The organism is Streptomyces sp. NPDC020747 (genome assembly GCF_044334695.1).
Lineage (GTDB): Bacteria > Actinomycetota > Actinomycetes > Streptomycetales > Streptomycetaceae > Streptomyces.
Genome location: NZ_JBIRTJ010000006.1, coordinates 228,994 through 255,958 on the forward strand (window position 1 = coordinate 228,994; position 26,965 = coordinate 255,958).

General features: G+C 69.4%; 28 protein-coding genes, 1 pseudogene and 1 riboswitch. Of the genes and pseudogenes, 16 read left to right on the plus strand and 13 right to left on the minus strand.

What is annotated here, in order from left to right; translation table 11 throughout:
• The first annotated feature begins 80 nt into the window (after positions 1 to 80).
• The 4 genes from ACH4YP_RS18485 to ACH4YP_RS18500 all read left to right on the plus strand — a co-directional run bounded on the left by ACH4YP_RS18485 (position 81) and on the right by ACH4YP_RS18500 (position 3,015).
• A complete protein-coding gene (locus tag ACH4YP_RS18485; protein ID WP_398491192.1) occupies positions 81 to 920 on the plus strand; it encodes a Scr1 family TA system antitoxin-like transcriptional regulator in 840 nt (279 codons plus the stop codon).
• Positions 901 to 1,167, plus strand: coding sequence for a DUF397 domain-containing protein (locus ACH4YP_RS18490; protein ID WP_398491194.1), 267 nt, complete (start codon positions 901 to 903; stop codon positions 1,165 to 1,167). Before ACH4YP_RS18485 ends, ACH4YP_RS18490 begins: the two co-directional genes overlap by 20 nt.
• A 224-nt stretch (positions 1,168 to 1,391) precedes the next feature.
• Positions 1,392 to 2,285 carry a hypothetical protein gene (locus ACH4YP_RS18495; RefSeq protein ID WP_398491196.1) on the plus strand — a complete coding sequence of 298 codons (894 nt, stop codon included), beginning with the start codon at positions 1,392 to 1,394 and terminating at the stop codon, positions 2,283 to 2,285.
• Between the two features lie 58 nt (positions 2,286 to 2,343).
• Positions 2,344 to 3,015, plus strand: a complete 672-nt coding sequence (locus tag ACH4YP_RS18500) for a Uma2 family endonuclease (protein WP_361058352.1) — start codon at positions 2,344 to 2,346, stop codon at positions 3,013 to 3,015.
• 76 nt (positions 3,016 to 3,091) lie between these two features.
• Here ACH4YP_RS18500 and ACH4YP_RS18505 read toward each other — a convergent pair whose 3' ends face one another.
• The 5 genes from ACH4YP_RS18505 to thrC form a co-directional block, all read right to left on the minus strand.
• Positions 3,092 to 4,216: an NADH:flavin oxidoreductase gene (locus ACH4YP_RS18505; protein ID WP_361058354.1), complete on the minus strand. Its 1,125-nt coding sequence runs from the start codon at positions 4,214 to 4,216 to the stop codon at positions 3,092 to 3,094.
• Positions 4,217 to 4,535: 319 nt separating this feature from the next.
• Entirely contained in the window at positions 4,536 to 6,164 is a 1,629-nt protein-coding gene (gene groL, locus ACH4YP_RS18510; protein WP_361058356.1) for a chaperonin GroEL, read from the minus strand.
• 335 nt (positions 6,165 to 6,499) lie between these two features.
• On the minus strand, positions 6,500 to 6,706 hold the full coding sequence (locus ACH4YP_RS18515; RefSeq protein ID WP_007493268.1) for a cold-shock protein: 207 nt from the start codon (positions 6,704 to 6,706) through the stop codon (positions 6,500 to 6,502).
• 455 nt (positions 6,707 to 7,161) lie between these two features.
• A complete protein-coding gene (locus ACH4YP_RS18520) occupies positions 7,162 to 7,437 on the minus strand; it encodes a ubiquitin-like small modifier protein 1 (RefSeq protein ID WP_143639624.1) in 276 nt (91 codons plus the stop codon).
• Between the two features lie 79 nt (positions 7,438 to 7,516).
• Entirely contained in the window at positions 7,517 to 8,827 is a 1,311-nt protein-coding gene (thrC, locus tag ACH4YP_RS18525) for a threonine synthase (RefSeq protein ID WP_361058358.1), read from the minus strand.
• Between the two features lie 15 nt (positions 8,828 to 8,842).
• Positions 8,843 to 9,000, minus strand: a riboswitch (SAM riboswitch).
• A gap of 225 nt (positions 9,001 to 9,225) precedes the next feature.
• Between thrC and ACH4YP_RS18530 the strand changes: the two genes are divergently transcribed.
• A complete protein-coding gene (locus ACH4YP_RS18530; RefSeq protein WP_361058360.1) occupies positions 9,226 to 10,173 on the plus strand; it encodes a glucosyl-3-phosphoglycerate synthase in 948 nt (315 codons plus the stop codon).
• A gap of 78 nt (positions 10,174 to 10,251) precedes the next feature.
• Entirely contained in the window at positions 10,252 to 11,667 is a 1,416-nt protein-coding gene (locus tag ACH4YP_RS18535) for a trehalose-6-phosphate synthase (protein WP_361058362.1), read from the plus strand.
• Between the two features lie 39 nt (positions 11,668 to 11,706).
• Here the strand turns inward: ACH4YP_RS18535 and otsB are convergent, their stop codons facing one another.
• The 3 genes from otsB to ACH4YP_RS18550 all read right to left on the minus strand — a co-directional run bounded on the left by otsB (position 11,707) and on the right by ACH4YP_RS18550 (position 14,282).
• The gene (gene otsB, locus ACH4YP_RS18540) at positions 11,707 to 12,558 is read right to left on the minus strand and encodes a trehalose-phosphatase (protein ID WP_361058363.1); all 852 of its coding nucleotides are present in this window, start codon (positions 12,556 to 12,558) and stop codon (positions 11,707 to 11,709) included.
• Between the two features lie 234 nt (positions 12,559 to 12,792).
• On the minus strand, positions 12,793 to 13,032 hold the full coding sequence (locus ACH4YP_RS18545) for a DUF3263 domain-containing protein (protein ID WP_361071257.1): 240 nt from the start codon (positions 13,030 to 13,032) through the stop codon (positions 12,793 to 12,795).
• 32 nt (positions 13,033 to 13,064) lie between these two features.
• Positions 13,065 to 14,282, minus strand: coding sequence for an extracellular solute-binding protein (locus ACH4YP_RS18550; protein WP_361071297.1), 1,218 nt, complete (start codon positions 14,280 to 14,282; stop codon positions 13,065 to 13,067).
• Positions 14,283 to 14,468: 186 nt separating this feature from the next.
• Between ACH4YP_RS18550 and ACH4YP_RS18555 the strand changes: the two genes are divergently transcribed.
• From ACH4YP_RS18555 to ACH4YP_RS18565, 3 genes are all read left to right on the plus strand, one after another.
• Entirely contained in the window at positions 14,469 to 15,449 is a 981-nt protein-coding gene (locus ACH4YP_RS18555) for an ROK family protein (RefSeq protein ID WP_361071259.1), read from the plus strand.
• Positions 15,449 to 16,678, plus strand: coding sequence for an N-acetylglucosamine-6-phosphate deacetylase (nagA, locus tag ACH4YP_RS18560; protein WP_398491201.1), 1,230 nt, complete (start codon positions 15,449 to 15,451; stop codon positions 16,676 to 16,678). Before ACH4YP_RS18555 ends, nagA begins: the two co-directional genes overlap by 1 nt.
• Positions 16,679 to 16,822: 144 nt before the next feature.
• Complete coding sequence (locus ACH4YP_RS18565) at positions 16,823 to 17,752, plus strand: 1-phosphofructokinase family hexose kinase (protein WP_361071265.1); 930 nt, start codon at positions 16,823 to 16,825, stop codon at positions 17,750 to 17,752.
• A 75-nt stretch (positions 17,753 to 17,827) separates the two neighbouring features.
• Here ACH4YP_RS18565 and ACH4YP_RS18570 read toward each other — a convergent pair whose 3' ends face one another.
• Entirely contained in the window at positions 17,828 to 18,793 is a 966-nt protein-coding gene (locus ACH4YP_RS18570; RefSeq protein ID WP_361071268.1) for a carbohydrate-binding protein, read from the minus strand.
• A gap of 154 nt (positions 18,794 to 18,947) precedes the next feature.
• Complete coding sequence (gene cdgB, locus ACH4YP_RS18575; protein ID WP_398491203.1) at positions 18,948 to 20,630, minus strand: diguanylate cyclase CdgB; 1,683 nt, start codon at positions 20,628 to 20,630, stop codon at positions 18,948 to 18,950.
• A 432-nt stretch (positions 20,631 to 21,062) separates the two neighbouring features.
• Between cdgB and ACH4YP_RS18580 the strand changes: the two genes are divergently transcribed.
• Positions 21,063 to 21,626, plus strand: coding sequence for a flavin reductase family protein (locus tag ACH4YP_RS18580; RefSeq protein WP_361071273.1), 564 nt, complete (start codon positions 21,063 to 21,065; stop codon positions 21,624 to 21,626).
• A gap of 56 nt (positions 21,627 to 21,682) precedes the next feature.
• Here the strand turns inward: ACH4YP_RS18580 and ACH4YP_RS18585 are convergent.
• Together ACH4YP_RS18585 and arfB are read right to left on the minus strand one after the other, a co-directional pair.
• Positions 21,683 to 21,802 (minus strand): annotated as a pseudogene (locus tag ACH4YP_RS18585) (RNA polymerase subunit sigma-70); the annotation flags it as partial.
• Between the two features lie 256 nt (positions 21,803 to 22,058).
• Positions 22,059 to 22,487, minus strand: a complete 429-nt coding sequence (gene arfB, locus ACH4YP_RS18590; RefSeq protein ID WP_361071276.1) for an alternative ribosome rescue aminoacyl-tRNA hydrolase ArfB — start codon at positions 22,485 to 22,487, stop codon at positions 22,059 to 22,061.
• Positions 22,488 to 22,728: 241 nt separating this feature from the next.
• Here arfB and ACH4YP_RS18595 point away from each other — a divergent pair, with 241 nt between their 5' ends.
• The 5 genes from ACH4YP_RS18595 to ACH4YP_RS18615 all read left to right on the plus strand — a co-directional run bounded on the left by ACH4YP_RS18595 (position 22,729) and on the right by ACH4YP_RS18615 (position 24,988).
• Positions 22,729 to 23,304, plus strand: a complete 576-nt coding sequence (locus ACH4YP_RS18595; protein ID WP_307522669.1) for a TerD family protein — start codon at positions 22,729 to 22,731, stop codon at positions 23,302 to 23,304.
• A gap of 292 nt (positions 23,305 to 23,596) precedes the next feature.
• Entirely contained in the window at positions 23,597 to 23,803 is a 207-nt protein-coding gene (locus tag ACH4YP_RS18600) for a hypothetical protein (RefSeq protein WP_361071279.1), read from the plus strand.
• 72 nt (positions 23,804 to 23,875) lie between these two features.
• Positions 23,876 to 24,091 (plus strand): hypothetical protein, encoded by a 216-nt coding sequence (locus tag ACH4YP_RS18605; protein WP_398491206.1) that lies wholly within the window; start codon positions 23,876 to 23,878, stop codon positions 24,089 to 24,091.
• A gap of 10 nt (positions 24,092 to 24,101) precedes the next feature.
• The gene (locus ACH4YP_RS18610; RefSeq protein ID WP_398491208.1) at positions 24,102 to 24,617 is read left to right on the plus strand and encodes a GNAT family N-acetyltransferase; all 516 of its coding nucleotides are present in this window, start codon (positions 24,102 to 24,104) and stop codon (positions 24,615 to 24,617) included.
• A 173-nt stretch (positions 24,618 to 24,790) separates the two neighbouring features.
• The gene (locus ACH4YP_RS18615; protein ID WP_361071288.1) at positions 24,791 to 24,988 is read left to right on the plus strand and encodes a DUF5708 family protein; all 198 of its coding nucleotides are present in this window, start codon (positions 24,791 to 24,793) and stop codon (positions 24,986 to 24,988) included.
• A 7-nt stretch (positions 24,989 to 24,995) separates the two neighbouring features.
• On the opposite strand, the gene ACH4YP_RS18620 is transcribed toward ACH4YP_RS18615, so the two are convergent.
• Positions 24,996 to 26,408: a M1 family metallopeptidase gene (locus ACH4YP_RS18620; RefSeq protein ID WP_398491210.1), complete on the minus strand. Its 1,413-nt coding sequence runs from the start codon at positions 26,406 to 26,408 to the stop codon at positions 24,996 to 24,998.
• 37 nt (positions 26,409 to 26,445) lie between these two features.
• Between ACH4YP_RS18620 and ACH4YP_RS18625 the strand changes: the two genes are divergently transcribed.
• Positions 26,446 to 26,946 carry a hypothetical protein gene (locus ACH4YP_RS18625; protein WP_361071294.1) on the plus strand — a complete coding sequence of 167 codons (501 nt, stop codon included), beginning with the start codon at positions 26,446 to 26,448 and terminating at the stop codon, positions 26,944 to 26,946.
• The last annotated feature ends 19 nt before the right edge of the window (positions 26,947 to 26,965 follow it).

Below are 26,965 nucleotides of genomic sequence, written 5' to 3' on the forward strand. Positions count from 1 at the left end.
CACACAGCGTGTCCGGTAGGGCTCTAACCTGGCCAGAGACGGCGCCCCAACAACCCAACCTGTGGGACAGGGAGTTGCGCATGGCCGGCCCGAAGGATCTTGACCCGTCCTCATCACCTCGCGCCCTGATCGGCGCCGAGTTGCGTCACGCCCGCGAGAGGAAGGGGCTCAGCCAGAGCGAGTTGGGCGAGCCCTTGTTCGTCAGCGGCTCGTTCATCGGCCAGTTGGAAGCGGGGACACGACGCCTCCACCTCGAATACGCCGCCCAGATAGACGAGATCCTCGACACGAACGGCTTCTTCGAGCGGAATTGCAAGGCACTCGCGAAGTCCAAGTACCCGGATCACTTCGCGGAAGCTGCGGAGGCAGAGGCGATCGCTACTGCGATCAGGGAGTACGCGACCCTGCTGATCCCCGGGTTGTTGCAGACCAGGGCCTACGCGGAAGCCGTATTCCGCGCCTACAAGCCGACGGCGCCGAAGGCCGAGATCGACCCCCTGGTGGCGGCACGCCTCGAACGCGCCCATCTCCTCGACGATCCAACAACCCCGTTGTTGTGGGCGATTCTCGACGAAGCCGTTCTACGACGAGAGGTCGGCGGCGCGGAGATGGCGGGGGCCCTCCGGCACGTGGCGGACCTGGCTCGCAGGCACCGGATCATCGTGCAGGTGCTGCCGTTTGGCGCAGGGGCACACGCGTCGATGACCGGCGCCCTGAAGCTCATGGAGTTCGAGGACGCCCCATCGCTCTCCTTCGTCGAGGGTCCGGACATGGGAAAGCTGCTGGACGACCCAGCCACGGTCGCCCGCCACACCCTGACGTTCGGCCTCCTTCAGGCAGCAGCTCATTCGCCTCAAGATTCGCTAGCCCTGCTGGAGTCAGTGGCGCAGGATTACGAACATGGAGCACAGCACCCTTGAGTACGACCTGAGTGCAGCCACGTGGCACAAGTCGAGCTACAGCGGCGGCGAGGGCGGCAACTGCCTGGAGGTCGGCCGCTGGCGCAAGTCGACGTACAGCGGTGGGAGCGGCGCCGACTGCCTGGAAGTGGCCCCCGGCCACCCCACCCACGTCCCCGTGCGCGACTCCAAGAACCCCCTCGGCCCGAAGCTCAAGTTCCGGGCCGAGGCATGGTCGGCGTTCGTCGAAGACCTCAAGCAGGACTAGGCAGCCCTCGCCCCGAAGCTCAAGCGCCGAGCTTCGAGCCCTGCTTCTGAGGATTGGGTGGTGGGTCTCAACCCACCCACCCTCCCTGCGAGTTGACTCGACGCGACCGACTTGCCACGGACAGTTACACGGGTCTAGCGTGCCCGGATAACGAACAGCCCCCGCTCGGCGCTTGCAGGCACCCGCGGGGGCTTGACCAACAAGATCGAATGCGAGTCGATCCCATGGCTGACGCCAAGCCTAGTCCTGCCTTCCTGCCCGCGCACGCGACCCCGCCGCACCCGATGGCCAACCCGGGTTACGGAAAACGCGAGGCCCCGGACCAACTCCCCCGTACGGCCCACGACTTCGCGCACCTTCCACCCCGCGAAGCCGCCGTCGCCGCGTACATCGACCGGCTCCCCGGCGGCGCCGACATCTCCGTAAAGACGCTGGCCAAGACACTCCCGTACGGCCAGTGCGCACTCCGCACGGTGCTCAACAACCTCCAGCGGGCAGGCCACTTGCGCCGGGGACGCGAACACCTGGCCGACTCGGGAAGCCCCCGCTGGATCACCCGAACGTGGTTCTCGCGAACGGCACGGGACGACGACTGGTGGGCGGCGTTCACGAGGGGCGACGTACCGAAGGAACCGCAGGAACCCCCTGCCGGGCAGGGCGGCCCCACCCGCTCCCGCGCGTACATCCTGCTCGCGGCCCTCGGCCGCACCGCGCCATCGCTGTCGCTCTCCAAGGCGGCCTGCGCGGAACTCGCCCCGCTGCTCACGGAGTGGTTCGCGAGGGGTGCGAGCGACGAACACGTACTCCAGGCCCTGACGGCGGGCCTCCCGGTCCCGGTCCACAGCCCGGCGGCCATCGTCCGAACCCGCCTCACCGCAAAGCTCCCACCGGAACCGGGGCCGACTCCGCCGCGACGCCCACCTCTCCGCGTACTGGAGTGCGCGAAGTGCGGCACACCGGGCCGCCCGGAGGCCCTGCCGGGAGGCGTCTGCGGGCCGTGCCGGGGCGAGGCCGGGCCACCTGGGCCATCCGTCCCGCTGACTTCCACCGCAGTCCACGCCCACGCCGCCGCAGCCCGCGCGGCGATGGCCTCCCGAGGTGAAAGGCCACGCGTATGACCGCTCCAACAGTCCGAAGGCACACAGCCGGGGCACGATGGAAGGGAGGAGGAAAACCATGACCCCTGGCACCACCGAACACCCGCAGATGTCCGTCGAGGACTTCGAAGAGCTTGCTCGCAAGGCGCCGAAGCGCGTGAAGCTCGAATTCCTCGGAGGGCGGCTGTCCAGCAAGTACCCACTCGACGTCGAGGACTTCGAGGAGCTGGAAAGCCGGGCACCCGAAACCGTGCGGCTTGAGTACATCGACGGAAAACTAAGGGTCAAGGCAATGCCGGACGGCAAGCACACGTCGATCTTTATGTGGCTGCTCCGCCAGTGCATGCAGCAACGCCCCGACCTGGACCTCGCGCCCGAGCGGGGCGTCAAGGCGGAGGCCTACCGCAAGGGTCGCGCACGCACGGACGGTTTCCTGGCGCCAGTGGACCACTTCAGGGACGACGGCGAGTGGTCCGAGACCGACGGCGCTCTCATGGCCGTCGAAATCACCTCCCACGACCGCGACACCGACCAGCGGGACCGCATCGACAAGCCCGTCGGCTACGCGGAGGCCGACATCCCCGTCTACCTCCTCATCGACCGCGACAACAACACCGTCACCGTGTTCAGCGAGCCGAAGGACGGCCGCTACCAGCAGGCCCCCTCCTACCCGTGGGGAGCCACCGTGGAGATCCCCGAGCCCGTCGGCATCACCCTGAAAACCGAGAAGCTGAAGGACTACGCGGACTGACGGCCCTGCAACGCCGAGGGCGGCGCCCCGCAAGAAGGGGTGCCGCCCTCGCCGTACGACAACGGTCGGTGGTGGGTCAGCTCAGCGAGCCCAGTGACGCCGCGTCGTACGCGCCCAGTTCGTCGGACCTGCCGTCGAGGACCTTGGCCGCCCACTGCGGGTCCTGGAGGAGGGCGCGGCCCACGGCGACCATGTCGAACTCGTCGCTCTCCAGTCGGTCCAGCAGGTCGTCGAGGCCCCTGGCCGGGGCGCCCTCGCCCTGGAGGCCCTTGAGGAAGTCGCCGTCGAGGCCGACCGAGCCGACGGTGATGACCGGCTTGCCCGTCAGCTTCTTCGTCCAGCCGGCCAGGTTCAGGTCCGAGCCGTCGAACTCCGGGAGCCAGTAGCGGCGGGTGGAGGCGTGGAAGGCGTCCACACCGGCCGCTGCGAGCGGGGTCAGCAGCGCCTCCAGCTCCTCCGGCGTCTCGGCGAGGCGTGCCTCGTACGCCTGCTGCTTCCACTGCGAGAAGCGGAAGAGGATCGGGAAGGTCGGCGAGACGGCGGCGCGCACGGCGGCCACGATCTCCGCGGCGAACTTCGTCCGCGCGACGAGGTCACCGCCGTACGCGTCCGTGCGACGGTTCGTGCCCGCCCACAGGAACTGGTCGATCAGGTAGCCGTGCGCGCCGTGCAGTTCGACCCCGTCGAAGCCGATGCGCTCGGCGGCGGCAGCGGCCTCCGCGAAGGCCTGGATGACGTCGTCCAGGTCCAGCTGGGTCATGGCCCTGCCGGTGACCTCGGCGCCCTCCGTGTGGATGCCGGACGGGCTGACGGACGGGGCGTCCGCGAACGGCGGCTCGCCGGCCCTGCGCACGCTCCCGATGTGCCACAGCTGCGGCACGATCTTCCCGCCCGCCGCGTGCACGGCCTCGGCGACCCTCGCCCACCCGGCCAGCTGCTCCTCACCGTGGAAACGCGGGATGTCGTCGCGCTGCCCGGCCGAGTCATGGCCCACGTACGTGCCCTCGGTGACGATCAGGCCGACCCCGGCGGCGGCACGGCGCGCGTAGTACGACGCCACGTCCTCCCCCGGAACACCGCCCGGCGAGAACTGCCGGGTCATCGGCGCCATCGCGATCCGGTTCGGAACGGTCAGGCCGTTGAGGGAGACGGGCCGGGAAAGGATCTCGGCCGCACGGGAGGCGGAGGGGGCGACAGTCACGTAGGGGCTCCTCGTGGGGTGGAGTGGTCGAGCGGTCGGTCGGGCGGACGATCTGCGGATCCATGTGCGTGTGCGCGCATCCCCATTGGTATGTGCACACGCATGAACCACTCCACACGACAACCGCCCCGGCCCTCAGCGCATTCCGTCACCACGCCGCACGCCCCTGTGACCCCGGACACGCCCGAGGGCGGCACCCCTGGAATGGGATGCCGCCCTCGTTCGCGTAATGCGAAGTACCGCGCGATGCGGAGTACTGCGTACTGCGAAGTACTGCCTGCTGCGATGAACCGCCGAGCCTTTCTGCTTACGCAGGGGCTCAGAAGTCCATGTCACCGCCCGGCATGCCGCCACCGGCGCCGGCGCCGGCGCCGGCCTTCTCCGGCTTGTCGGCGATGACGGCCTCGGTGGTGAGGAACAGCGCGGCGATGGACGCGGCGTTCTGCAGGGCAGAGCGCGTGACCTTCGCCGGGTCGATGATGCCTTCGGCGATCATGTCGACGTACTCACCGGTCGCGGCGTTGAGGCCGTGGCCGACGGGAAGGTTGCGCACCTTCTCGACGATGACGCCACCCTCCAGGCCGCCGTTGACGGCGATCTGCTTGAGCGGGGCCTCCAGGGCGAGCTTCACGGCGTTGGCGCCGGTCGCCTCGTCACCATCGAGGTCCAGCTTCTCGAAGACCGAGGAGGCCTGGAGCAGGGCCACGCCACCACCGGCGACGATGCCCTCCTCGACGGCCGCCTTCGCGTTGCGAACGGCGTCCTCGATGCGGTGCTTGCGCTCCTTGAGCTCGACCTCGGTGGCGGCACCGGCCTTGATGACGGCCACGCCGCCGGCCAGCTTCGCCAGGCGCTCCTGGAGCTTCTCGCGGTCGTAGTCCGAGTCCGAGTTCTCGATCTCGGCACGGATCTGGTTGACGCGACCGGCAACCTGGTCCGCCGAACCCGAGCCGTCCACGATCGTCGTCTCGTCCTTGGTGATGACGATCTTGCGAGCGCGGCCGAGCAGCTCCAGGCCGGTGTTCTCCAGCTTGAGGCCGACCTCCTCGGAGATGACCTCGCCGCCCGTGAGGATGGCGATGTCGTTCAGCATCGCCTTGCGGCGGTCACCGAAGCCCGGAGCCTTGACGGCGACGGACTTGAAGGTGCCACGGATCTTGTTGACGACCAGGGTCGACAGGGCCTCGCCCTCGACGTCCTCGGCGATGATCAGCAGCGGCTTGCCCGACTGCATGACCTTCTCCAGGAGCGGGAGCAGGTCCTTGACGTTGGCGATCTTCGAGTTGGCGATCAGGATGTAGGGGTCGTCGAGGACGGCCTCCATACGCTCCATGTCGGTCGCGAAGTACGCCGAGATGTAGCCCTTGTCGAAGCGCATGCCCTCGGTGAGCTCGAGCTCCAGACCGAAGGTCTGGGACTCCTCGACCGTGATGACGCCTTCCTTGCCGACCTTGTCCATCGCCTCGGCGATGAGCTCGCCGATCTGGGTGTCGGCGGCGGAGATGGAGGCCGTCGAAGCGATCTGCTCCTTGGTCTCGACATCCTTGGCCTGCTCAAGGAGGGCACCGGAGACGGCCTCGACGGCCTTCTCGATACCGCGCTTGAGAGCCATCGGGTTGGCGCCGGCGGCGACGTTGCGAAGGCCCTCGCGGACCAGCGCCTGCGCCAGAACGGTCGCGGTGGTCGTACCGTCACCGGCGACGTCGTCCGTCTTCTTGGCGACTTCCTTGACCAGCTCAGCGCCGATCTTCTCGTACGGGTCCTCGAGCTCGATCTCCTTGGCGATGGAAACACCATCGTTGGTGATCGTGGGGGCGCCCCACTTCTTCTCGAGGACGACGTTGCGACCCTTGGGACCAAGGGTGACCTTGACGGCGTCGGCGAGCTGGTTCATCCCGCGCTCGAGACCGCGCCGTGCCTCCTCGTCGAACGCGATGATCTTGGCCATGTGAAGTGGTCCTCCCGGACTGGGGTGGAATCTCCAGGACCGCGCCCGCGCCCGCGACGGACGGCCTGCCGACCTCGTGGTTCCTTGCCCCACCCGGCCTGCGGGCCTCACCGACCCGGTCCTCGTTATCACTCTCACCTTCAGAGTGCTAACGCCAATGATTAGCACTCGACCCATGCGAGTGCAAGCGGCTCAGGATGATCCGCAGGTGGGAGCAGGTGGGAAGAGAGCGCGCGTACGGCGCGCACGGGGTGCGGGCGTGCCGAAGGGCCCGCACCCCGGGGGGTACGAGCCCTTCGGAAGAAGAACGTCGCTGCAGTAAGTCGGCGCGTGCTTCAGCCGGTCGCCAGTCGGACCATGTCCGCCTGCGGCCCCTTCTGGCCTTGCGAGATCTCAAAATCGACCCGCTGACCCTCTTCCAGGGTGCGGTAGCCGTCCATCTGAATCGCGCTGTAGTGGACGAAAACATCCGCACCACCGTCGACCGCGATGAAGCCGTACCCCTTCTCCGCGTTGAACCATTTGACGGTGCCCTGAGCCATGCCTAACTCCCCTATTACTGGCCCTTGCACAGACCCGCACTTCGCGGATCCGGGTCAGACCTCACCCCCCAACGGTTGGGGGTGTGCGCCGGAACGCGTCGACCGCGGCTGAATGTATCCGTCCAACTGCCGTCTGCAACAGGTCAATCCGACGAGAATTCCGGGCACGACTGATCGGGAATATGTGAAGAATTCACGAAGATTCAGGGCAAGTCGGGCCCCGTGAATGCCATAAAAGGCTCAAAAAGGCGGGGCACTTTGGCTACTTCTTGTCGGGCTTCGGGCGGGATCTCAATGCGCCCGGCGTGCGGATCGAAGCAGGTTCCCCAACTGTACCGCGCTCAACCATACAGAATTGCCCCTTCCGCTTCTCTCACGGAGGGGGCAATTCGATGAACTCTCGGTGACGGCAGTTACCGAAGGTAATGATCAGCCTCCGGCACGGCCCCCGACGGTCAGCCGCCGGCGACGGCGGGAATGATCGACACCCCGGCCCCGTCCGGCGTCGCCGTCTCCAGCCCCTGCTCGAAACGCACGTCGTCGTCGTTCACGTACACGTTGACGAACCGCCGCAGCTGCCCCTGGTCGTCCAGGACCCGGGCGGCGATACCGGTGTGGTTCTTCTCCAGATCGGAGATGACCTCACCAAGAGTCGCCCCCTCGGCAGCGACCTCGGCCTTGCCGCCCGTGTAGGTGCGCAGGATGGTGGGGATACGTACGTTGACGCTCATGGGGTTGGACCTCCGGTCGGGTGCGAAGCGCCCCGTCAGGGGCGCGGGGAAGTGCGCGGTCTTTTAGGAGCGCGGCGAACTAACCGAGACCGGCCTCACGGAAGGAATCCAGGTTCGGACGAATGGTCGCGGTCAGCCCCGTGTCGGAAGCAACCGCGTCCAAGGTCTTCAGACCATCACCGGTGTTGAGCACGACAGTGGTCAGACTCGGATCCAGCAGACCGTTCTCGATCAGCTTCTTCGCCACTCCCACCGTCACACCACCGGCGGTCTCCGCAAAGATTCCCTCGGTACGCGCCAGCAACTTGATCGCGTCGACCACCTGCTCGTCGTTCACGTCCTCCACGGCCCCGCCCGTCCGCCGGGCGATATCGAGAACGTAAGGACCGTCCGCCGGATTTCCGATCGCGAGCGACTTCGCGATCGTGTTCGGCTTCTGCGGCCGTACGACGTCGTGCCCGGCCTTGTACGCCACGGACACCGGCGAGCAGCCCTCGGCCTGCGCACCGAAGATCTTGTACGGCTTGTCCTCGACGAGCCCGAGCTTGATCAGCTCCTGCAGCCCCTTGTCGATCTTCGTGAGCTGCGACCCGGAGGCGATGGGCACGACGAGCTGGTCCGGCAGCTGCCAGCCGAGCTGCTCGCAGATCTCGTACGCGAGGGTCTTGGAGCCCTCCGCGTAGTACGGCCGCAGGTTGACGTTGACGAAGCCCCAGCCCTCGCCGGCCGGGTCGCCGATCAGCTCGGAGCAGAAGCGGTTCACGTCGTCGTAGTTGCCCTCGATGCCGACGAGCTCGCCGCCGTAGACCGCGGCCATGACGACCTTGCCCTGCTCCAGGTCGTGCGGGATGAACACGCAGGACCGGAAGCCGGCGCGCGCGGCGGCGGCGCCCACCGCGCCGGCGAGGTTGCCGGTGGAGGAGCAGGAGAGAGTGGTGAAGTTGAACGCGCGGGCCGCTTCGATGGCCTGGGCGACGACCCGGTCCTTGAAGGAGTGCGTCGGGTTCCCGGAGTCGTCCTTCACGAAGAGCTTGCCGGCGTCGACACCCAGCTCGCGCGCGAGGTTGTCGGCCTGGACGAGCTTGGTCCAGCCGGGGTTGATGTTGGGCTTGTCCGCCACGTCCGCGGGGACGGGCAGCAGCGGCGCGTACCGCCAGATGTTCGCGGGGCCCGCTTCGATCCGCTTGCGGAGCTCCTCGGCGTCGTACGCCGAGAAGTCGTACGCGATCTCCAGCGGGCCGAAACACTCCTCGCAGGCGAAGACCGGACCGAGCGGGACGCGGTGGCCGCATTCGCGGCAGGAAAGCGCGGTGGCCGGACCCAGGTCGACGGTGTTCGCGGAGTTCGCGGTGGTGGAGTTCGTGGTGCTTGCAACTGTCTGCGCAGCCATGGAGGCGAGGCCCTTTCCTCATCTTCCTCACGACGCACTTCGCCGTGAGACGGATTTGGCACCTTCCCGAGCCGGGAGCCTCGCCGCGCTGATCGACGATGATCAGGACGAGACCGGCCGGAGGGTTGCCGGGGCTTCAACGGGCCGTATCCCTCTGCCCCTCTGGATGAGCGCTATTCGGTTGTGGTTTTGGTTGTACACGCAACGACCCCCGACATGCGATGGTCATCAGCGTTGTTCAAGACTGTAACCGAAGGCCTGGATGGTGGAGAGAGCCGTCCGAACCGCGAGATGACAGTGAGGCACTCCACTCCCCCACTCTCGACTCCGCTCGAGCGGGGGGACCCCCATCGCGCGTCGGACACACGCATCCCGAAGAACGCAAGGGAGAGCCGCACGTGCTGGAAGACGTCGAGCGCTGGCTGAGCACGCGCTCCTGGTCCGTCGAGGACCGCCCGCTCAAGCAACTCATCGCCGCGAAGCGTGCCACGGGCTCCACGGTGAGTGTCGTACTGCCCGCGCTCAACGAGGAGGAGACCGTCGGCGAGATCGTCGCGATCATCCGCCGTGAGCTGATGACCAGGAAGGTGCCGCTCGTCGACGAGATCGTGGTGATCGACTCGGGTTCGACGGACCGCACCTCCGAGGTCGCCGCCGAGGCGGGGGCCCGTGTCGTGCACCGGGACGAGATCCTGCCCCGTATCCCGGCCGTCCCCGGCAAGGGCGAGGTGCTGTGGCGCTCCCTGCTGGTCACCAGCGGGGACATCGTGGCCTTCGTCGACGCGGACCTGAAGGAGTTCTCGGCGGACTTCGTCTCCGGGATCGTCGGCCCGCTGCTGACCGAACCGGGCGTGGACCTCGTCAAGGCGATGTACGACCGCCCGCTGGGCACCGCCGCAGGTCAGGGGGGCCGGGTCACGGAACTCATGGCCCGCCCGCTCCTGAACATGCACTGGCCGCAGCTGGCCGGGTTCGTCCAGCCGCTGGGCGGGGAGTACGCGGCCCGCCGCTCCCTCCTCGAACAGCTCCCGTTCCCCGTCGGCTACGGCGTCGAGCTGGGCATGCTGGTCGACGCGCTGCACCTGGTGGGCCTGGACGCGCTGGCCCAGGTCGACGTCGGCGTCCGCAAACACCGCCACCAGGACGGGCAGGCCCTGGGCCGCATGTCCGCCGCGATCTACCGCACCGCCCAGCTCCGCCTGGCCCGCGGCCACATGATCCGCCCCTCCCTGACCCAGTTCGAACGCGGCGAGCACGGCTTCGAGCCGCGTACGTATTCGGTGGACATGGAGGAGAGGCCGCCGATGGCGGACATCGAGGAGTACGTGGAACGAAAGGCCGCGTAGCGCTCCACGGCCCGCAAACCCGACCCCGCGGCGGGTGGGAACGTTTGAGCGTTTACGGCGGGGGCTAGATTTCGAGTCATGGTCTCCACCCGTGGCACCCACAACATCCTGGTCGCCTCCAACCGCGGCCCGGTCTCGTACACCCAGGACGAGACCGGGGCGCTCACCGCCAAGCGCGGCGGAGGCGGCCTGGTCTCCGGGCTCTCCGCGATCGGCCCGGACGCGGGCGCCCTGTGGGTGTGCTCGGCCCTCGGCGACGGCGACCGCGAGGCCGTACGACGCGGGGTGGGCGAGGACGGCGTACGGATGCTGGACATCGACGCCGACACCCACGCCGCCGCGTACAACGACATCGCCAACTCCGTGCTGTGGTTCGTCAACCACCTGCTCTACCAGACACCGCTTGAGCCGGTCTTCGACAAGGAGTTCCGGCGCCAGTGGGCGGCGTTCGAGACGTACAACCACGCCTTCGCCGAGGCGCTGGCCGAGGAGGCCGCGGACGGCGCGGCCGTCCTCGTGCAGGACTACCACCTGGTCCTCGTCCCGCGGATGCTCCGCGAGCTCCGCCCGGACCTGCGGATCGGGCACTTCTCGCACACGCCGTGGGCTCCGCCGGAGTACTTCCGGCTGCTGCCGGACGACATCGCGGCGAAGGTGCTCGGCGGGATCCTCGGGGCGGACCGGGCCGCGTTCCTCACCCAGCGGTGGGCGGACGCGTTCACGGACTGCTGTCACGCCGTCCTGGGCCCCGGGATCCCCTCCGGTACGCGGATCGGGGTGCACGGTCTCGGGGCGGACGCGGACTTCCTGCGCGAGCGCTCGCACCGGCCGGACGTGGACGAGCGGCTGGCGGTACTGCGCGAGCAGATCGGCACGGACCCGGACGGCAGTGCCCGTAAGGCGATCGTGCGGGTGGACCGGACCGAGCTGTCCAAGAACATCGTGCGCGGGCTGCTGGCGTTCCGGGAGCTGCTGGAGGAGCGGCCGGAGTGGCGCGAGCGGGTGGTGCACGTGGCGTTCGCGTACCCGTCGCGGCAGGACCTGGCGGTCTACCGCGACTACACGGCAGAGGTGCAGCGGGTCGCGGACGAGATCAACTCCCGGTACGGGACGCCTGGTTGGACCCCGGTCCTGCTGAACCTCAAGGACGACTTCGCGCGTTCCCTGGCCTCCTACCGGCTGGCGGACGTGGCCCTCGTCAACCCCATCCGGGACGGCATGAACCTCGTCGCCAAGGAGGTGCCGGTCGTGTCGGACGACGGGTGCGTGCTGGTGCTCTCGCGGGAGGCCGGAGCGTACGAGGAGTTGGGCGAGGACGCGGTCGTGGTGAACCCGTACGACGTTTCGGGCACGGCCCGGGCGTTGCACGAGGCGTTGACGATGCCGGCGGGTGAACGGGCGGAGAGGACCAAGCGGTTGGCTGCCGCTGCGACGGCTCTGCCTCCGGCACAGTGGTTCCTGGACCAGCTTGAGGCGCTGCGGTCCGCGGACTAAAAGATTGCGCCGTTCCCCGCGCCCCTGACGGGCGCGGTTTCAGCCCAGCTCAGTTGCCAGGGAAGCCAGCAGGCGTACTACCCCCGCCGGGCCGTCCACCACCAGGTCCGCGCGGTCGGACAGTTCCGTCACCTCGTTGCTGCCGCTGCAGACGAGGAGGCCGGGGGTGCCGTCGGAGCGGAGTTTCTCCACGGCGGCGAAGGCGGGGAGGTCGCCCAGGTCGTCGCCGCAGTACATGACCGACTCGGCGCCGATGTCGCGTACGTACTCGCCGAGGGCGACGCCCTTGTCCATGCCGGCCGGGCGCAGTTCCAGCACCATTCTTCCCGGTTCGACGATCAGGCCGTGGCGGGTGGCGAGCTCGGTGAGGGGCTCACGGAGGGCCTCGAAGGCGGCCTGGGGGTCCTTGGCGCGGCGGGTGTGGACCGCGACCGCCCTGCCCTTCTCCTCGATCCACGTGCCCTGCCAGGCGCCGATGGAGTCGAGGAAGCCGGGGAGTTCGGCGCGGGCCTCGGCGACGCCGGGGTGGGGGGCGGGGGCCTGGACGGTGCCGGTGACGGCGTCCCAGCGTTCCGCCCCGTAGTGGCCGAGCACGACGAGGTGCTCCAGGCCCGGGACTCCGGCGAAGCCGCCGTGTCGTACGGCCACTCCGGCCGGCCTTCCGGTGACGACTGCGACGGAGGCGACCTTCGGGGCGAGTGCCGCGAGGGCGGGTACGGCGTCCGGGTGGGCGCGGGCCTGTTCGGGGTCCGGGACGATCGGGGCGAGGGTGCCGTCGAAGTCGAAGGCGAGGACTGCCTTGTCGGGCCTCGCGATGATGGCTTCGAGGCCGTCTCGGCCCGCCGGGGTCACGGGGGTCGGCATCGACGATGACTCGGGGTGACTGGCCATGCTGCGACCTTATCCGCGGGGGTGAAGTCTTTCGCCCCCGCCGCCCCTACCCATTCCCGTCACTTCCTCAGGGGCTCCGCCCCCGAACCCCCGTATCGCGCTGACGCGCTCGTCCTCAAACGCCGGACGGGCTGAAAATCAGCCCCTCCGGCGTTTGAGGAGCGGGGGTTCGGGGGCTGGCCCCCGAAAAGGGACGGGAATGGGTAGGGGCGGCGGGGGCGAGGAGAAAAGCCCTCAACCCTCCCTCTCTGCCCGGCGTACATCCCTCACCCGGCGCAGGCGGTTGATCGTCACCGGGTCGTGGGCCAGGGCTCGGGGCGCGTCCAGGAGGGCGTTCAGGAGTTGGTAGTAGCGGACGGGGGCCAGCCCCAGTTCCTCCCGTATCGCCCGCTCCTTGGCCCCCGGCGTGGACCACCCCCGCCGCTCCAGGGCGAGGACGGCAAGTTCCTGGGGGGTCAGCTCCCTGTCATCCATGCCCGGCACGGTAGCCGCTGCCACCGACAGGGCTATCCCGCGCTCTCCTCCGCGGCAGCGGCCCGCTGCAGCTGCCCCAGGATCGCCGCCGGACTGCCCTTCGGGCCGACCGCCTTGCCTATCTGCTGCTTGATGTCCGCGCTGACGGACGCCCAGGACGTCTTGGCCACGGGATACAGCTCGGCGTTGGGCAACTCGTCGAGGAAGCCGACAAGATCCGCGTCGGACTTGTCCGCGGACATGGCCTCGGACGCCGACGTGGTCACCGGCAGCAGGTTGTACTCGTGCGAGAACCTGAGCACGTTCTTCTCGCTGTAGACGTAGTCGAGGAAGTTCCCGACCTGTTCGGCGTGCCCGGGCTTCCTGAAGGCCATCATCCAGTCGGCGACGCCCATCGTGGCCTTGGACCGCCCGCTGATCCCGGGCATCGGCACCATGCCGAACTTCACGCCCTTCGCCGCGGCGGCCCGCATCAGCGTGGGGTGGCCGTTCAGCATGCCGACCTCGCCGCGGGTGAACGCGGCAAAGGCCTGCGCGCGGTTGAGATTCGCGGGCGCGACGGGTCCGGTGAGCCCCTTCTCGACCAGTTTCTCCTTGAGCCAGGTGACGGTCTCGACGTTCTGCTTGGAGTCGATGCCGTACGACCCGACCGTGTCGGTGTAGCCGTCGCCGCCGCTCAGCAGCCACATCATCGTCTCGGCCTGCGCCTCCTCGGGCCCGAGCGGCAGCGCGTACGGGTACTTCACGCCACGCGACTTGAGGACCTCGGCGTCGGACGCGAGCTGGTTCCAGGTCTGCGGCGGGGTGAGGCCCGCCTCGCTGAAGAGCTTCTTGTTGTAGAAGAGCAGGCGCGTCGAGGAGGCGAACGGCATGCCGTACTGCGTCCGGTCTATCTCGCCCGCCTCGGTGAGCCTGCCCACGAAGTCGGCCTGGGTGTTGATGGAGAGCAGGTCGTCGGCCCTGTAGAGCTGGCCCTTCGCGGCGTAGTCGGCGTACGCGCCGATCTGCGCCATGTCGGGTGCGTCACCGTCGGCGACCATCTTCTTGACCTTGGCGTCCACCTCGTTCCACGAGTAGACGCTCACCTCGACCCGGACCCCGGGGTTCTTCGCCTCGTAGGCCTTGGTCAGCTGGTCCCAGTACTTCTGGGAGCTGTTCGCCTCGGAGTCGCCGTAGTCCGCCGCGACCAGCCGCAGCGTGACGTCCCCGGATCCGGAGGAACCGCCGCAGCCGCCGAGGGCCGCCGTCATGCCCAGCGCGGACACCACCGCGATCAGACCTGTCACTCGCCGCTGCACCGCTGTCGCCCCAACCTTGTCGTCCCGCACGGCTGGTTCACACGTGCGATCTCAAACTTTCGATTCGCAATTTCGCTCTAAGGTCTACACCACGTGAGTGGACTAGACCTCTCACGGGTAAGAGGCGACACTGTACCCGTGAGACATGTCATCGCCCTAGACGTGGGCGGCACCGGGATGAAGGCCGCCCTCGTGGGAGCGGTCGACGCCACGTCCTCCGGGGGGACACCCCCCGTGCTGCACCGAGCCCGCCGCGCAACGGGCCGGGAGCACGGTCCGGACTCCGTCGTCGAGTCGATCCTCGCCTTCGCCGCGGACCTGCGCGCGCACGGCGAACGCCACTTCGGCGAGCCCGCGACGGCGGTCGGCGTCGCCGTGCCCGGCATCGTGGACGCCGACCGCGGCATCGCCGCGTACTCGGCCAACCTCGGCTGGCGTGACGTACCCCTGCGGGACCTGCTCAGCGAGCGGCTGGACGGGATCCCGGTCGCCCTCGGGCACGACGTGCGCACCGGCGGGCTCGCGGAGGGCCGGATCGGCGCGGGCCGGGGCGCGAACCGGTTCCTGTTCGTGCCGCTCGGCACCGGCATCGCGGGCGCGATCGGCATCGACGGCCGCGTGGAGGCGGGCGCGCACGGCTTCGCGGGCGAGATCGGCCACATCGTCGTACGCCCCGGCGGCATCCGCTGCCCGTGCGGTCAGCGCGGCTGTCTGGAGCGGTTCGCGTCCGCCGCGGCGGTCAGCGAGGCCTGGGCCGAGGCGTCCGGCGACCCGGAGGCGGACGCGGCGGACTGCGCGAAGGCCGTCGAGTCCGGGGACCCCGGGGCCCTGGTGGTCTGGCAGGAGGCCGTGGACGCGCTGGCCGACGGACTCGTCACCGCGCTCACCCTGCTGGACCCGCGCACCCTGATCATCGGTGGCGGTCTCGCCGAGGCCGGGGAAACCTTGTTCACACCGCTACGAGCCGCGGTCGAGCAACGCGTCACCTTCCAGAAACTCCCGTCCATCGTCCCCGCCGCACTGGGCGACACGGCCGGCTGCCTGGGCGCGGGCCTCCTGGCCTGGGACCTGCTGAGCACTCTTTCCCCTTCCAACCCCGCTTCGGAGGTAACCACCTGATGACCACTGAGCGCATCGCCCCTTCAGGGGCGCGGGGCAGTGACATTCGCGGCTCCGCCGCGCGGGCGCGACCAGCCCCGACCGACCCGCACGTAGTGGTCATCACCGGTGCCAATGTCGTACTCCCCACCGGAACGGTGCCCGGCGGCCGCGTGATCGTCGAGGGCACGCGTATCGCCGGGAGCGCTCCCGCGGGCGCCCCCACGGTGGACCTGCGCGACCACTGGGTGGTCCCCGGCTTCGTCGACATGCACAACCACGGCGGCGGCGGAGCCTCCTTCACCTCGGGCACGGTCGAGGAGATCCTCAAGGGCATCCACACCCACCGGCTGCACGGCACGACGACCCTCGTCGCCTCCACCGTCACCGACGACATGGACGGCCTGGCCCACCGCGCCGGACTCCTCTCCGAGCTGGCCGAGCAGGGCGACCTCGCGGGCATCCACTTCGAGGGCCCGTTCATCTCCCCGTGCCGCAAGGGCGCCCACTCCGAGGAACTGCTGCGCGACCCGGACCCGGCGGAGGTCCGCAAGCTGATCGACGCGGCCCGCGGCCGGGCCAGCATGGTCACGCTCGCCACCGAACTGCCGGGCGGCATCGACTCCGTACGCCTCCTCGCCGAGCACGGCGTCATCGCGGCGATCGGCCACACGGACGCCACGTACGAGCAGACGGTGGAGGCCATCGACGCGGGCGCGACCGTGGCGACGCACCTCTACAACGCGATGCCCACGCTCGGGCACCGCGCCCCCGGCCCGATCGCCGCCCTCCTTGAGGACGAGCGGGTCACGGTCGAGCTGATCAACGACGGTGTCCATCTGCATCCGGCATCTCTCCAGCTGGCGTTCCATCACGCGGGCGCCGGCCGAGTGGCGTTCATCACGGACGCGATGGACGCGGCGGGCTTCGGCGACGGCCGGTACATGCTCGGCCCGCTGGAGGTCGAGGTCAGCGAGGGTGTGGCGCGGCTCGTGGAGGGCGGTTCGATCGCGGGCTCCACGCTCACGCTGGACCGGGCCTTCAAGCGGGCGGTGACCGTGGACCGGCTGCCGATCGAGGACGTGGTCACCGCCATCGCGGCCAATCCGGCCAGGTCACTGGGCCTGTACGACCGGGTGGGCTCGCTGGAGCCGGGCAAGGACGCGGACCTGGTGGTGCTGGACGCCGACTTCGGGCTCAAGGGCGTGATGCGCCGGGGCGAATGGGTGGTGGATCCCCAACTGGGGTGATTCACACACCTGTTGCCGTACGGCGGTCGGCCCGCAGGACTGGGCCGACCGCCGTTCCCTTTGGCATGATCGGGCCTCCGGAACAACCGGCGAACGCGTTCCACGCGTCCACTTGACGAATCTCTTCGAGGGAGGCGGGCCCGGGTGATCCTCACGGTCACGCTGAACACCGCTCTCGACATCACCTATCGCGTACGGGGGCTGCGACCGCACACCTCGCACCGCGTCACCGAGGTGATCGAACGGCCGGGCGGAAAGGGCCTGAACGTGGCCCGGGTGCTGGCCGCCCTCGGTCACGAGGTGACCGTGACGGGCTTCACGGGCGGTGCGACCGGGCGGGCCGTCCAGGACCGGCTCACGCACACACCGGGGGTCGTGGACGCGCTGGTCCCGGTGGCGGGTGCGACCCGTCGCACGATCGCGGTGGCCGACACGGCGAGCGGTGACACGACTCAACTCAACGAGCCGGGCCCGTCGATCGCCCCGGCCGAGTGGTCCGCCTTCCAGGAGGCGTACGAGGAGCTGCTGCGCTCCGCCTCGGCGGTGGCCCTGTGCGGGAGTCTGCCGCCCGGGGTGCCGGTGGGGGCGTACGCCGGACTCGTGCGCACGGCGAGGTCGCTCGCGGTGCCGGTGCTGCTCGACACGAGCGGGGCACCGCTTCGGCGTGGGGTCGCCGCCCGGCCCGACATCGTCAAGCCGAACGCCGAGGAGCTGGCCGAGCTGACCGGTTCGCACGAGGCTTCGCAGGCGACGCGGGACGCGCGGCGTCGGGGCGCGCATGCGGTCGTCGCCTCGCTGGGTGCGGAGGGGCTGCTCGCGCGGACCCCGGACGGTGACTGGCGGGCCGCCCCGCCTCGCCGGGTCCACGGCAATCCGACGGGGGCCGGGGACTCCGCGGTCGCGGGCCTTCTGTCGGGGCTGGTGGAGCAGCTGCCGTGGCCGGAGCGGCTGGCCCGCGCGGTCGCCTTGTCCGCGGCGACCGTGCTGGCGCCGGTGGCGGGGGAGTTCGACCGGGCGGCGTACGAGGAGTTGCTGGGGCAGGTGTCCGTGAAAGGCGAGACCGCCGCGGCGTGAACGGTCAAAAAGCCAAGGACCGCGCCGTTCCCCGCGCCCCCGAAACCAGTCCCCGTGTCCCCCGGCGGGTCCGGGCTAGTCCTTGACCTGGCCCGCCTTCAGGCGCAGCTGGTCCAGGAGGACGTTGCAGTCGTCGCCCTGCTGGCAGGAGATGGAGATGGTGTTGGTGCCCTTGGTGAGGGTGGGCCAGGAGTAGGTCTCGGTCCAGCCCTTCTCCCACTCGTTGTCCTTGGCGCCCGTGAAGTTGCCGAGGTTCAGCTTGGTGCCGAACTCCTTGCCGTTCACGGTGAGCGTCATCTTGGCGTCCTTGCCGGCGACGCTGTACCGCGTGAAGACGGTGTACGTGCCTGCCTTGGGGATGCCGTCGACGGTCCAGGTGACCTCGGCGCCGACCTGGTTCATGCCCGTCACATAGGTGCCGCCGCTGGAACTGGCGCCCTCGACGTCCGAGGCCGTCGTCACGCCGGAGCCCAGCTTCAGGGCCTTCGCGTCGATCTCGGGCAGCTCGGCCGGGTCCGCGGACGGTTTCGACGCCTCCTTGCTCGGCTCGACGCTGTCGGCGGCGGACGGGGTCGAGCCCGACGCGTCGCCGCCCTTGTCGTCGTCGGGGTCGCCGCCGAGCATCGCGATACCGATGCCGATCACGACGGCCGCCAGGACGGCGACGGCACCGATCAGCAGACCCTTCGTGTTGGGACCGCGGCCCCTGCCGCCGCCACCGTGGCCGTGGTCGGGCTGCGGCTGGTACGTCGTCGGCTCGCCGCTGTCGAAGGCCTCGGGCGCCGAGTAGTTCGCGTTCGGCTGGCCGTACGTCCCCTGCTGCTGGGGCACCTGTCCGTACTGCGCGGTGGGGGCGGTCGGCGCGGCGGGCTGGCCGTACTGGCGCTCACCGACCGGCCGGACCCTGTTGACCGAGCCGGGGTAGCCGTAGCCACCTCCGCCGCTCGGCGGCTGGGCTCCGGCGGCCTGCCCGTCGGCGTACAGGTAGCCGAACGGGTCGTCGTCCTCGGGCGTGCTCGCGCCGTTGTTGCCGGGCGTCATCCCTAGGTCTCCTAGCGGGTGCGGTTCAGATGCGGTATTGGGGATCAAAAGGCGAGCCTACCCTCCCCCAATCTCGAATTCACTCGACCGGGGGGACCCCCATCCACTGCCCCAAACGGGTGACTCCGCTCGCATCACATCGCTGACCTGCGGGTCAGCCCGCACGCCTGTGCGCTTTGGGACGAGACCGTTTCTCTATGTACATCCGCTCGTCGGCCGACTGCAGGACTTCGTCCGCCGTCATGCCGCAGTGCGCCCACCCGATACCGAAGCTGGCACCGACCCGCACGGCCCGTCCGTCGACCCTGATGGGCTGGATGATCTCGCTGCGCAGGCGGACCGCGAGGTCCTGCGCGTCGGCGCGGCCGAGGCCGTCGGCGAGCACCACGAACTCGTCGCCGCCGAGCCGCGCGACCGTGTCCCCGTCACGCACCGCGCCGCCGAGCCGCCGGGCCACCTCGATGAGCACCGCGTCACCGGCGTTGTGCCCGAAGCGGTCGTTGATCGACTTGAAGCCGTCGAGGTCGCAGAAGAGGACGGCGAGCCCCTTCGTCCCGTCGTCCCGCTCGCCCTCGGGGGCGACGGTGTGCACGTGGTGGTCGAAGGCGTCGAACGCCTCGGGGCCCGGCCGGTAGTCGAAGCCGTGCCCGTTCGCGTCGTACACACCGGCCGCCGCGTGGTCGGCCGGCCCGTGCCCGTACGCCGCGTCGATCGTGTCGACCACGCCGGGCTCGATGGCCGCGGGGCGCGCGCACAGCCGGGCGCCGAGCCGGGAGCGCAGCTCGGCGGAGTTGGGCAGGCCGGTGAGCGAGTCGTGCGAGGCCCGGTGGGCGAGCTGCAGCTCGCGGCGCTTGCGGTCCTCGATGTCCTCGACGTGGGTGAGCAGGAACCGCGGCCCGTCGGCTGCGTCCGCGACCACGCTGTTGCGAAGCGACACCCACAGGTACGTACCGTCGCGGCGACAGAGTCTGAGTTCGGCACGCCCGCCCTCGGCGGAGGTCCGCAGCAAGGTGCCGATGTCCTCGGGGTGGACGAGGTCGGAGAAGGAGTAGCGGCGCATCGAGGAGGCGGGGCGGCCCAGGAGGCGGCACAGGGCGTCGTTCGTGCGCAGGATCCGGCCGTGCTGGTCGCCGCCCATCTCGGCGACGGCCATGCCGGACGGGGCGTACTCGAAGGCCTGCCGGAAGCTCTCTTCACTGGCGCGCAGCGCCTGTTGCTCCCGCTCCAGGCGGACGAGCGCGCGCTGCATGTTGGCCCGCAGCCGCGCGTTGCTGATGGCGATGGCGCCCTGGAACGCGTACATCTGCAGGGCCTCGCGGCCCCAGGCGCCGGGGTGCCGGCCGTTGCGCGGCCGGTCCACGGACAGGACGCCGATCAGCTCGCCGCAGGAGCCGCCGGGGACTCCCGGGGTGTACATGGGCGCGAAGAGGCGGTCGGCGGGGTGCCACTCGTCCTCGAAGCGCGGTGCGGGCCCGTCGGTGTACCACTGCGGGACGTCGTCCTCGTCGAGGACCCAGCCTTCCGTGTGCGGTATGAAGCGCAGATCGCCCCACGCCTCGCCCATGGTGAGCCGGCGCTCCCAGGAGTCACGGGAGCCGACGCGTCCGGTGATGAGCGCCTCGGCCGCGGAGTTCCCGGCGAGGGCGGCGACCACGAGGTCACCGTCGGGCTGTACGAGGTTGACGCAGGCGAGTTCGTAGCCGAGGCCGGTCACGACGCCGTCGGCGACGGTCTGCAGCGTGTCGGCCAGGCTGCGGGCCGTGTTCATGTCCGCCATGACGTGATGCAGCTGCCGCAGGGTCGCAAGACGGACGTACGGCTCCGACTCGGTCTCCATGCTCGCTCTCCCCGAGACGCTCGACAGCAACTCCAGAGTTATCCAGGCTTCTCGTCGGTACTCATCGCCTACTGATCGACTACTGGTCACTCACCGGCCTCTCACCGGCCGGTCCCACTGATCAACTACTGATCACCAACTGATCGCCTACTGCTCGCAGCGTCCCCGCCACTGAATCACAGCGCGCTGCCCACTCGGTACACAGGGTCAACAAAATATGGCACCTGTGACTCAAGTCACAGGTGAAGATGAACAATTGAGTAGAGTTTCTGTGTTTTCGCCGTGCGTTTACTGAACGCATTTTGGTGGGAGATGTGCGCGCCCCTGAATTAGGAGGCACAAGTCACACTCCTTCCCCGGTCGCAGGACCTAGGACCCGGCTCGGCCCTTGGCCCGATGCGCCGCACGGAGGCCGGAGAATAGCGTCTTCCCGTGCTGAACACTCCCTCTGCCGCTCCTCCCGTCCCGCCCGTGCATGCTGAGGGGGTGAGCAACGACGAGTTCCGCGCCGCCATGTCCCGGCTGGCCGCGGGTGTGGTCCTGGTGACCGCGCACGAGCCGCAGCCGGACCCGGAGGGCCCGAGCGGCGAGGACGTCGGCATGACGGCGACCTCCTTCATGTCCGTGTCCCTGGACCCGCCCCTCGTCATGGTCGGCCTGCGCGAGGGCTCCCGCATGGACGACCTGCTCGACGAACAGCCCCTGTGGGCCGTCTGCGTCCTCGCCGAGAGCCAGCGCCAGATCGCGGGCCGCTTCGCCATGAAGGGCCGTATCTCCGACCGTCTCCTCTTCGAGGACGTCCCGTGGGTACGCGGCGAGGCGTCCGGGGCCCCGCTGATCGGCGGCGCCCTCGCGACCCTGGAGTGCCGGACCGAACAGCGGGTGACCGCCGGGGACCACACCCTGGTCATCGGCCGGGTCCTGACATCCTCGGCACCGAACGTGGACGGCGGACCGCTTACGTACTTCCGGGGCCGGTACCGGGAGTTGGGGTAGCCCGGCCGTTGGGGTAGCCCGGCGGCCGGCGCAGCGGCGGTTGGTCGGGGCGCCCGGCGGTCGACCGCGGTCGTCAGCCGGCCGCCCAGGTTCTGGACCTCACCGGTGTCCGACCGGCCGAGCCCGAGCCAGGCCTCCTGAACGGCGTCGTCGGCCTCGGCAAGCGAACCGAACATGCGGTGGGCGACGACCCACCGTTCCCGTGGCCGTTCCTTTTGCCTTCCGTCCCTCCGTCCGGCCTTTCCTTCAGCCTTTTCTTCCGGCGTCAGGAATTCGTCCCCGCTCATGCGCCGCATCTCCTCCGCCACAGCTGTTCCGCGCTCTCCGCGGCCCGTCGACGAGTTGACGGAACACGGAGGGCGGATGTGACAGAGAACGCGGGTACGCGGATTTCAGCACGCGGCCCCTCAGGTCCAGTACGCGAGCCGACCCTCAGGTCCAGTCGCGACCGGAGCGCCCGCGCTTCCTGTCTCCGCGCTGCTTCTTCTCACGCAGCCGGCGCTCGTTGATCCCGCGGGGGATCCGGGTGGCGCGGCGGGCCCTCGGCGGCGGGGCGGTGGCCTCGGCGAGCAGCGAGGCGAGCCGGACGGCCGCGGTCTCGCGGTTGCGCCACTGGGAGCGGTGCTCGGAGGAGCGCACGCTGACGACGCCGTCGACGAGCCGCCCGGCCAGCTTGGCCAGGGCCCGCTCCTTCCACACCGGCGGCAGCGCCTCCGTCTTCGCCAGGTCGAAGCGCAGCTCGACCTGGGAGTCGGAGGTGTTGACATGCTGCCCGCCCGGCCCGGAGGACCGCGAGAAACGCCACATGAGCTCGGCCTCGGGCAGCGAGACGGAGCCACGAATGACGTAAGGAGCGGACATGCCCCCATGGTCCCTTGTCTGTCCGGTCCACGTCACCCGTTTTTCGGCGTGCCGCCACGCCCCTCCGGGAGACTAGGTAAAGAAAGTAAAGAGGGGCGGAACCCTGGGGACCCCCTTCGGCGTTCATAGGGGTGCCGGTAGCTTCGTCCCGTACGAAGCCCGACGCGCAGGACCGCAGGACAGCACAACCGCAGGACCGCACGACCCGTACGTACGTCAAACGAGGGAAGGACTCCCAACAATGGCTGTAAGCCTGTCCAAGGGTGGCAACGTCTCGCTCACCAAGGAGGCTCCGGGCCTGACCGCCGTCACCGTGGGCCTCGGCTGGGACGTCCGCAGCACCACGGGTACCGACTTCGACCTGGACGCCTCGGCCATCGCGGTCAACCCCGAGGGCAAGGTCTACTCGGACGCCCACTTCGTCTTCTTCAACAACAAGCAGACCCCGGACCAGACGATCGTCCACACCGGCGACAACCGGACGGGCGAGGGCGCGGGCGACGACGAGGCGATCAACGTCAACCTGGCCGGCCTCCCGGCCGACGTCGACAAGATCGTCTTCCCGGTCTCGATCTACGACGCGGAGACCCGCTCGCAGAACTTCGGCCAGGTCCGCAACGCGTACATCCGCATCGTCAACCAGGCCGGCGGCACCGAGCTCGCCCGCTACGACCTCTCGGAGGACGCGGCCACCGAGACGGCCATGGTCTTCGGCGAGCTGTACCGCAACGGCGCGGAGTGGAAGTTCCGCGCGGTCGGCCAGGGCTACGCGTCCGGCCTGACGGGCATCGCCCAGGACTTCGGCGTCAACGTCTGACACCCAGGCCCCGCCTGAACGGCAACGGAGGAGCCCCCGATCCGGCACACCCGGACCGGGGGCTCCTCGTCACTGCCCCACCACTCCGGCTGGGCACGACAGATCCGGGTACGCGCGACTGGGCGAGCAGGTGACCAGCTATCGGGCTTCTGGGCGATCTCGTCGCGCAAGCTGCGACTCCACGGTCACGAGTCGTGCCGTGAGCTCCCTGCAGAGGCCCTCGAGTTGTGCTACTCGGTGAGCGAGTTCAACGGCTGGTTCCAGCCCACCCCCGTCTGTGCCAGGGTCCAGGATGAATGTCTCCAAGTACCCAGGGCACTCGTTCTCGATCTTCGACGGAATCCAGGTCGAGGTCGAGACGTTCTCAGCCGGTCTCAACATCACGGACAAGGACGAGGTGGCCGTCTACGAGAAGGCGTTCGGTCTGCTTGAACACTCGGCGGTGTACGGGCAGGAAGCTCGGGGCCTGATCGAGGCGGAGTTGAGCGCGATCTCCTGAGGGGCTTCCATCGCTCTGCCTTCAGGGCCCGTCAACCTCCACACCACCGCAGCCGCCATCCATCTCGAAGCGGTGGTCCGCCACGACCGCGTACTCGTCTCCGTGTACGACGACGATCCGGGCGCCGGCCGTCCCCACCCGAAAGTCGTGAACCACCAGTCCGAGAACGGCCGCGGCTTACTGCTCCTCGCCGGGCCGGCCCACGACTGGGGAGTGACCTGGACCGACGGCTACCGCACCACCGGCAAACGCGTCTGGTTCGAGCTGCGGAGCGACACCGGCCGCTAACCTGCCGCGAGTGATCATCGAACCCCTCGTCCTCACGCCGGACCACGACCTCCCCGGCCCCCTCCTGACCGAACTGACCGCGCTCTACGCGTCGAACCACGAGTTCTACGCGCTCAGCGGCGACTTCCCGGACCCGCACGACATCCGACCGGAACAGGTGGCGGCGGCGCTGGCCGACGAACTGACGAACCCGGACGTGGACGTCTTACTGGCCCGCAGCGCGGGACAGCTCATCGCCGTCGCGATCACCCTCGCCCACCATCCCGACCCGGCCGACCCGGACCCCTGGATCGGTCTGCTGCTGGTGGACGCGGAACAGCAGGGCAAGGGGTACGGCCGGCGGCTGGCGGCCCACATCGAGGGACGGTTCCGCGAGGCGGGCCGGGACGCCCTGCGCCTGGCCGCCCTCGACAACAACCCCGGGGCCCTCACCTTCTGGACGACCATCGGCTACGAGGTCATCGGCCACCGCAAGGACCGCCAACTGGGCCGCCCCTGCGCGGTACTGCGCAAGATCCTCCGCTAGAGCCTCGCGCCGCCACCTCCCCGACTCCCTCGAACGATGTAGCCGAAGCTCGTCCACGCGGCCGACGACCCGTTGACCTCGGCGTTCCTACGATGAGACGTGTCCAGTCCGGTCCTGTGTCCTGTGTCCAGGCAACCGGTGCGTCGGAGCGTCTCCGGGAAGCGAGTTCATCAGTGAGTCCTGCCTCCAAGAACCTGGCCGAAGGGGCCGCGACCCTCCTCGCCGGCCTGGCCCTGAAAGTGTTCGCCGACGGCGTGGAGATCTCGTTCGTCTCTCTCGGCAAGGCCGGGGTGGTCATGATGGTCATCGGCGCGGGCCAGACACTCTTCGGCCTGTTCCAGGCGACACGGACGAGCAGCGCAAGGGGCTGACCCGGCCTCAGGGCCTGTCCGGCTTGCCGTCCCCGTAGAGCCAGTCCGCCCAGATCCGGGAGAAGTCCTTGCCCGGCGCCTTCTTCTCCACGTACGCCGTGAAGTCGTCGGTGTCCGCGTTGCCGTGACGACGGGTGGCGGCCCAGCCCTGGACGATGTCGAAGAAGGTGTCGTCGCCGACGGTCTGGCGGATCTTGTGGAGCACCATCCCGCCCCGCTCGTACACGGGACTGTCGGAGATACGAGCCGCACTCGGCGGCTTCGCGGGCGGAAAGGCCCAGACGGCGTCGCTGTCTTCCTTGGTGTCGAAGTAGTCGCCCTCATACAGGGCATCGAAGACGTCCTGGGCCGAGTCACCGCCGTGGTCCTCCGCCCACAACCACTCGGCATAGGTGGCGAAGCCCTCGTTCAGCCACATGTCCCGCCAGGTCTTCGGGGTGACGGAGTTCCCGTACCACTGGTGGGCCAGCTCGTGGACGAGCAGCTCGACACTCGGGGCACCGGGAAACACGGGCCGGTTCTGCGTCTCCAGCGCGTACCCCGCGTCCTCCTCCCGCTCGACGATCGCCCCCACCGACGAGAAGGGATACGCCCCGAAATTCAGCTCGGCCCACTCCACGACCTCGGGAATACGACCGAGCACCTCACGGCTCGCCTTCGCCTCGCTGGGATCCACGGCCACGTACGCCGGCAGCCCGTGCGGCCCCTTCGACCGCCGCACCTCGTACTTCCCCACCGCGACCGTCGCCACGTACGAAGCCATCGGCTCCCCCACGTGCCAGGCGAACGAAGTCCACCCCCGCCTCGTCACCTCACTCCGCAACTCCCCGTTGGACACGGCCTTCAGCCCCTCGGGCACGGTGACCTTGATGTCGTACGTGGCCTTGTCGCTCGGATGGTGGTTGCCGGGAAACCAGGCCATGGACCCGGTCGGCTCCCCCAGCCCGAGGGCCCCGTCCGCCGTCCGCAGCCAGCCCTCCTCCGAACCGTCCGGATCGGTGATCGTCTCCGGCGAACCGGAGTAACGGACAACCGTGGTGAACACGGCCCCCGCATCAAGATCATCACGAGGCCGGACGACCAGCTCCTGCCCCCCACTGCGGTTGAAGCGCGCGGTCTTCCCCGCCACCTCCACCGACTCGACCTTCATCCCCTTGAGATCGAGATCGAACGCACTCAGATCCTGCTCCGCCCGAGCCGTGATCTCCGCCGTCCCCGTCAGCCGACGCGCCCCCGGCTCGTAGTCGAGGGTCAGTCCGTAGTGCGTGACGTCGTACCCCCCGTTCCCGGCCTTCGGAAAGTACGGGTCCCGCACCCCGGGCGCACCCGCACTCCCCTTCACCCCTCCGTCGCAGCCGACGAGGGCGAGCACGAGCAGAACGGCGACGGTCGCTGGACCAACGGGCACAGATCGGGGCACGACGGTGATCCTAAGACGACGTGACACCATCACCCACGTGCTCGACATCGGCTACGCCCTCTCCGCCCGCTTCCCGGACCCCCCGCAGACCGACTACCGCCGCGCGGACGTCCACGCCCTCCGCCACGACCTCTTCTGCGGGGACGTGTATCTCGCCGACACGAAGGCGGACCGCGAGCTGTCCACAGGCTGGGGATGGGTGCCCGTACTCGACTTCGCGTGGGCCCTGTGCGACATCGTCGAGCAACTCGACAAGGACCCCCTCGGCAGCCGCGCCGCCCGCCCCCAGCGCGCCGAACTCGACTTCACCGAGTCCACCGACCGCATGCTCTTCGAGCGCCGCTTCGGCTGGGTCGACATCGAGTCCGACTGGATGCCCGGTGACGAGCCCCCGCTGACCTTCTCCCACGCCGAACTCCGCCGCGAGGCCCGCGACTTCCTCCACGACCTCGTGGCCGACCTCACCGACCTCCACGAAGCGCTCCGCGAGAATCCGGCGGTCTGGGGTCTGGAGGCTCGCTTTCCCAGGTTGCCCTAGCCAGGGTTACCGCCCTGGG

What these genes read in the sequence shown, in the direction of transcription:
- ACH4YP_RS18485 (WP_398491192.1), top strand. Translation starts at nt 81, where the DNA reads ATGGCCGGCCCGAAGGATCTTGACCCGTCCTCATCACCTCGCGCCCTG.
- ACH4YP_RS18490 (WP_398491194.1), top strand. Translation starts at nt 901, where the DNA reads ATGGAGCACAGCACCCTTGAGTACGACCTGAGTGCAGCCACGTGGCAC.
- ACH4YP_RS18495 (WP_398491196.1), top strand. Translation starts at nt 1,392, where the DNA reads ATGGCTGACGCCAAGCCTAGTCCTGCCTTCCTGCCCGCGCACGCGACC.
- ACH4YP_RS18500 (WP_361058352.1), top strand. Translation starts at nt 2,344, where the DNA reads ATGACCCCTGGCACCACCGAACACCCGCAGATGTCCGTCGAGGACTTC.
- groL (WP_361058356.1), bottom strand. Translation starts at nt 6,164, where the DNA reads ATGGCCAAGATCATCGCGTTCGACGAGGAGGCACGGCGCGGTCTCGAG.
- ACH4YP_RS18515 (WP_007493268.1), bottom strand. Translation starts at nt 6,706, where the DNA reads ATGGCTCAGGGCACCGTCAAATGGTTCAACGCGGAGAAGGGGTACGGC.
- ACH4YP_RS18520 (WP_143639624.1), bottom strand. Translation starts at nt 7,437, where the DNA reads ATGAGCGTCAACGTACGTATCCCCACCATCCTGCGCACCTACACGGGC.
- thrC (WP_361058358.1), bottom strand. Translation starts at nt 8,827, where the DNA reads ATGGCTGCGCAGACAGTTGCAAGCACCACGAACTCCACCACCGCGAAC.
- ACH4YP_RS18535 (WP_361058362.1), top strand. Translation starts at nt 10,252, where the DNA reads ATGGTCTCCACCCGTGGCACCCACAACATCCTGGTCGCCTCCAACCGC.
- otsB (WP_361058363.1), bottom strand. Translation starts at nt 12,558, where the DNA reads ATGGCCAGTCACCCCGAGTCATCGTCGATGCCGACCCCCGTGACCCCG.
- ACH4YP_RS18545 (WP_361071257.1), bottom strand. Translation starts at nt 13,032, where the DNA reads ATGGATGACAGGGAGCTGACCCCCCAGGAACTTGCCGTCCTCGCCCTG.
- ACH4YP_RS18550 (WP_361071297.1), bottom strand. Translation starts at nt 14,282, where the DNA reads ATGACGGCGGCCCTCGGCGGCTGCGGCGGTTCCTCCGGATCCGGGGAC.
- nagA (WP_398491201.1), top strand. Translation starts at nt 15,449, where the DNA reads ATGACCACTGAGCGCATCGCCCCTTCAGGGGCGCGGGGCAGTGACATT.
- ACH4YP_RS18570 (WP_361071268.1), bottom strand. Translation starts at nt 18,793, where the DNA reads ATGACGCCCGGCAACAACGGCGCGAGCACGCCCGAGGACGACGACCCG.
- cdgB (WP_398491203.1), bottom strand. Translation starts at nt 20,630, where the DNA reads ATGGAGACCGAGTCGGAGCCGTACGTCCGTCTTGCGACCCTGCGGCAG.
- arfB (WP_361071276.1), bottom strand. Translation starts at nt 22,487, where the DNA reads ATGTCCGCTCCTTACGTCATTCGTGGCTCCGTCTCGCTGCCCGAGGCC.
- ACH4YP_RS18595 (WP_307522669.1), top strand. Translation starts at nt 22,729, where the DNA reads ATGGCTGTAAGCCTGTCCAAGGGTGGCAACGTCTCGCTCACCAAGGAG.
- ACH4YP_RS18600 (WP_361071279.1), top strand. Translation starts at nt 23,597, where the DNA reads ATGAATGTCTCCAAGTACCCAGGGCACTCGTTCTCGATCTTCGACGGA.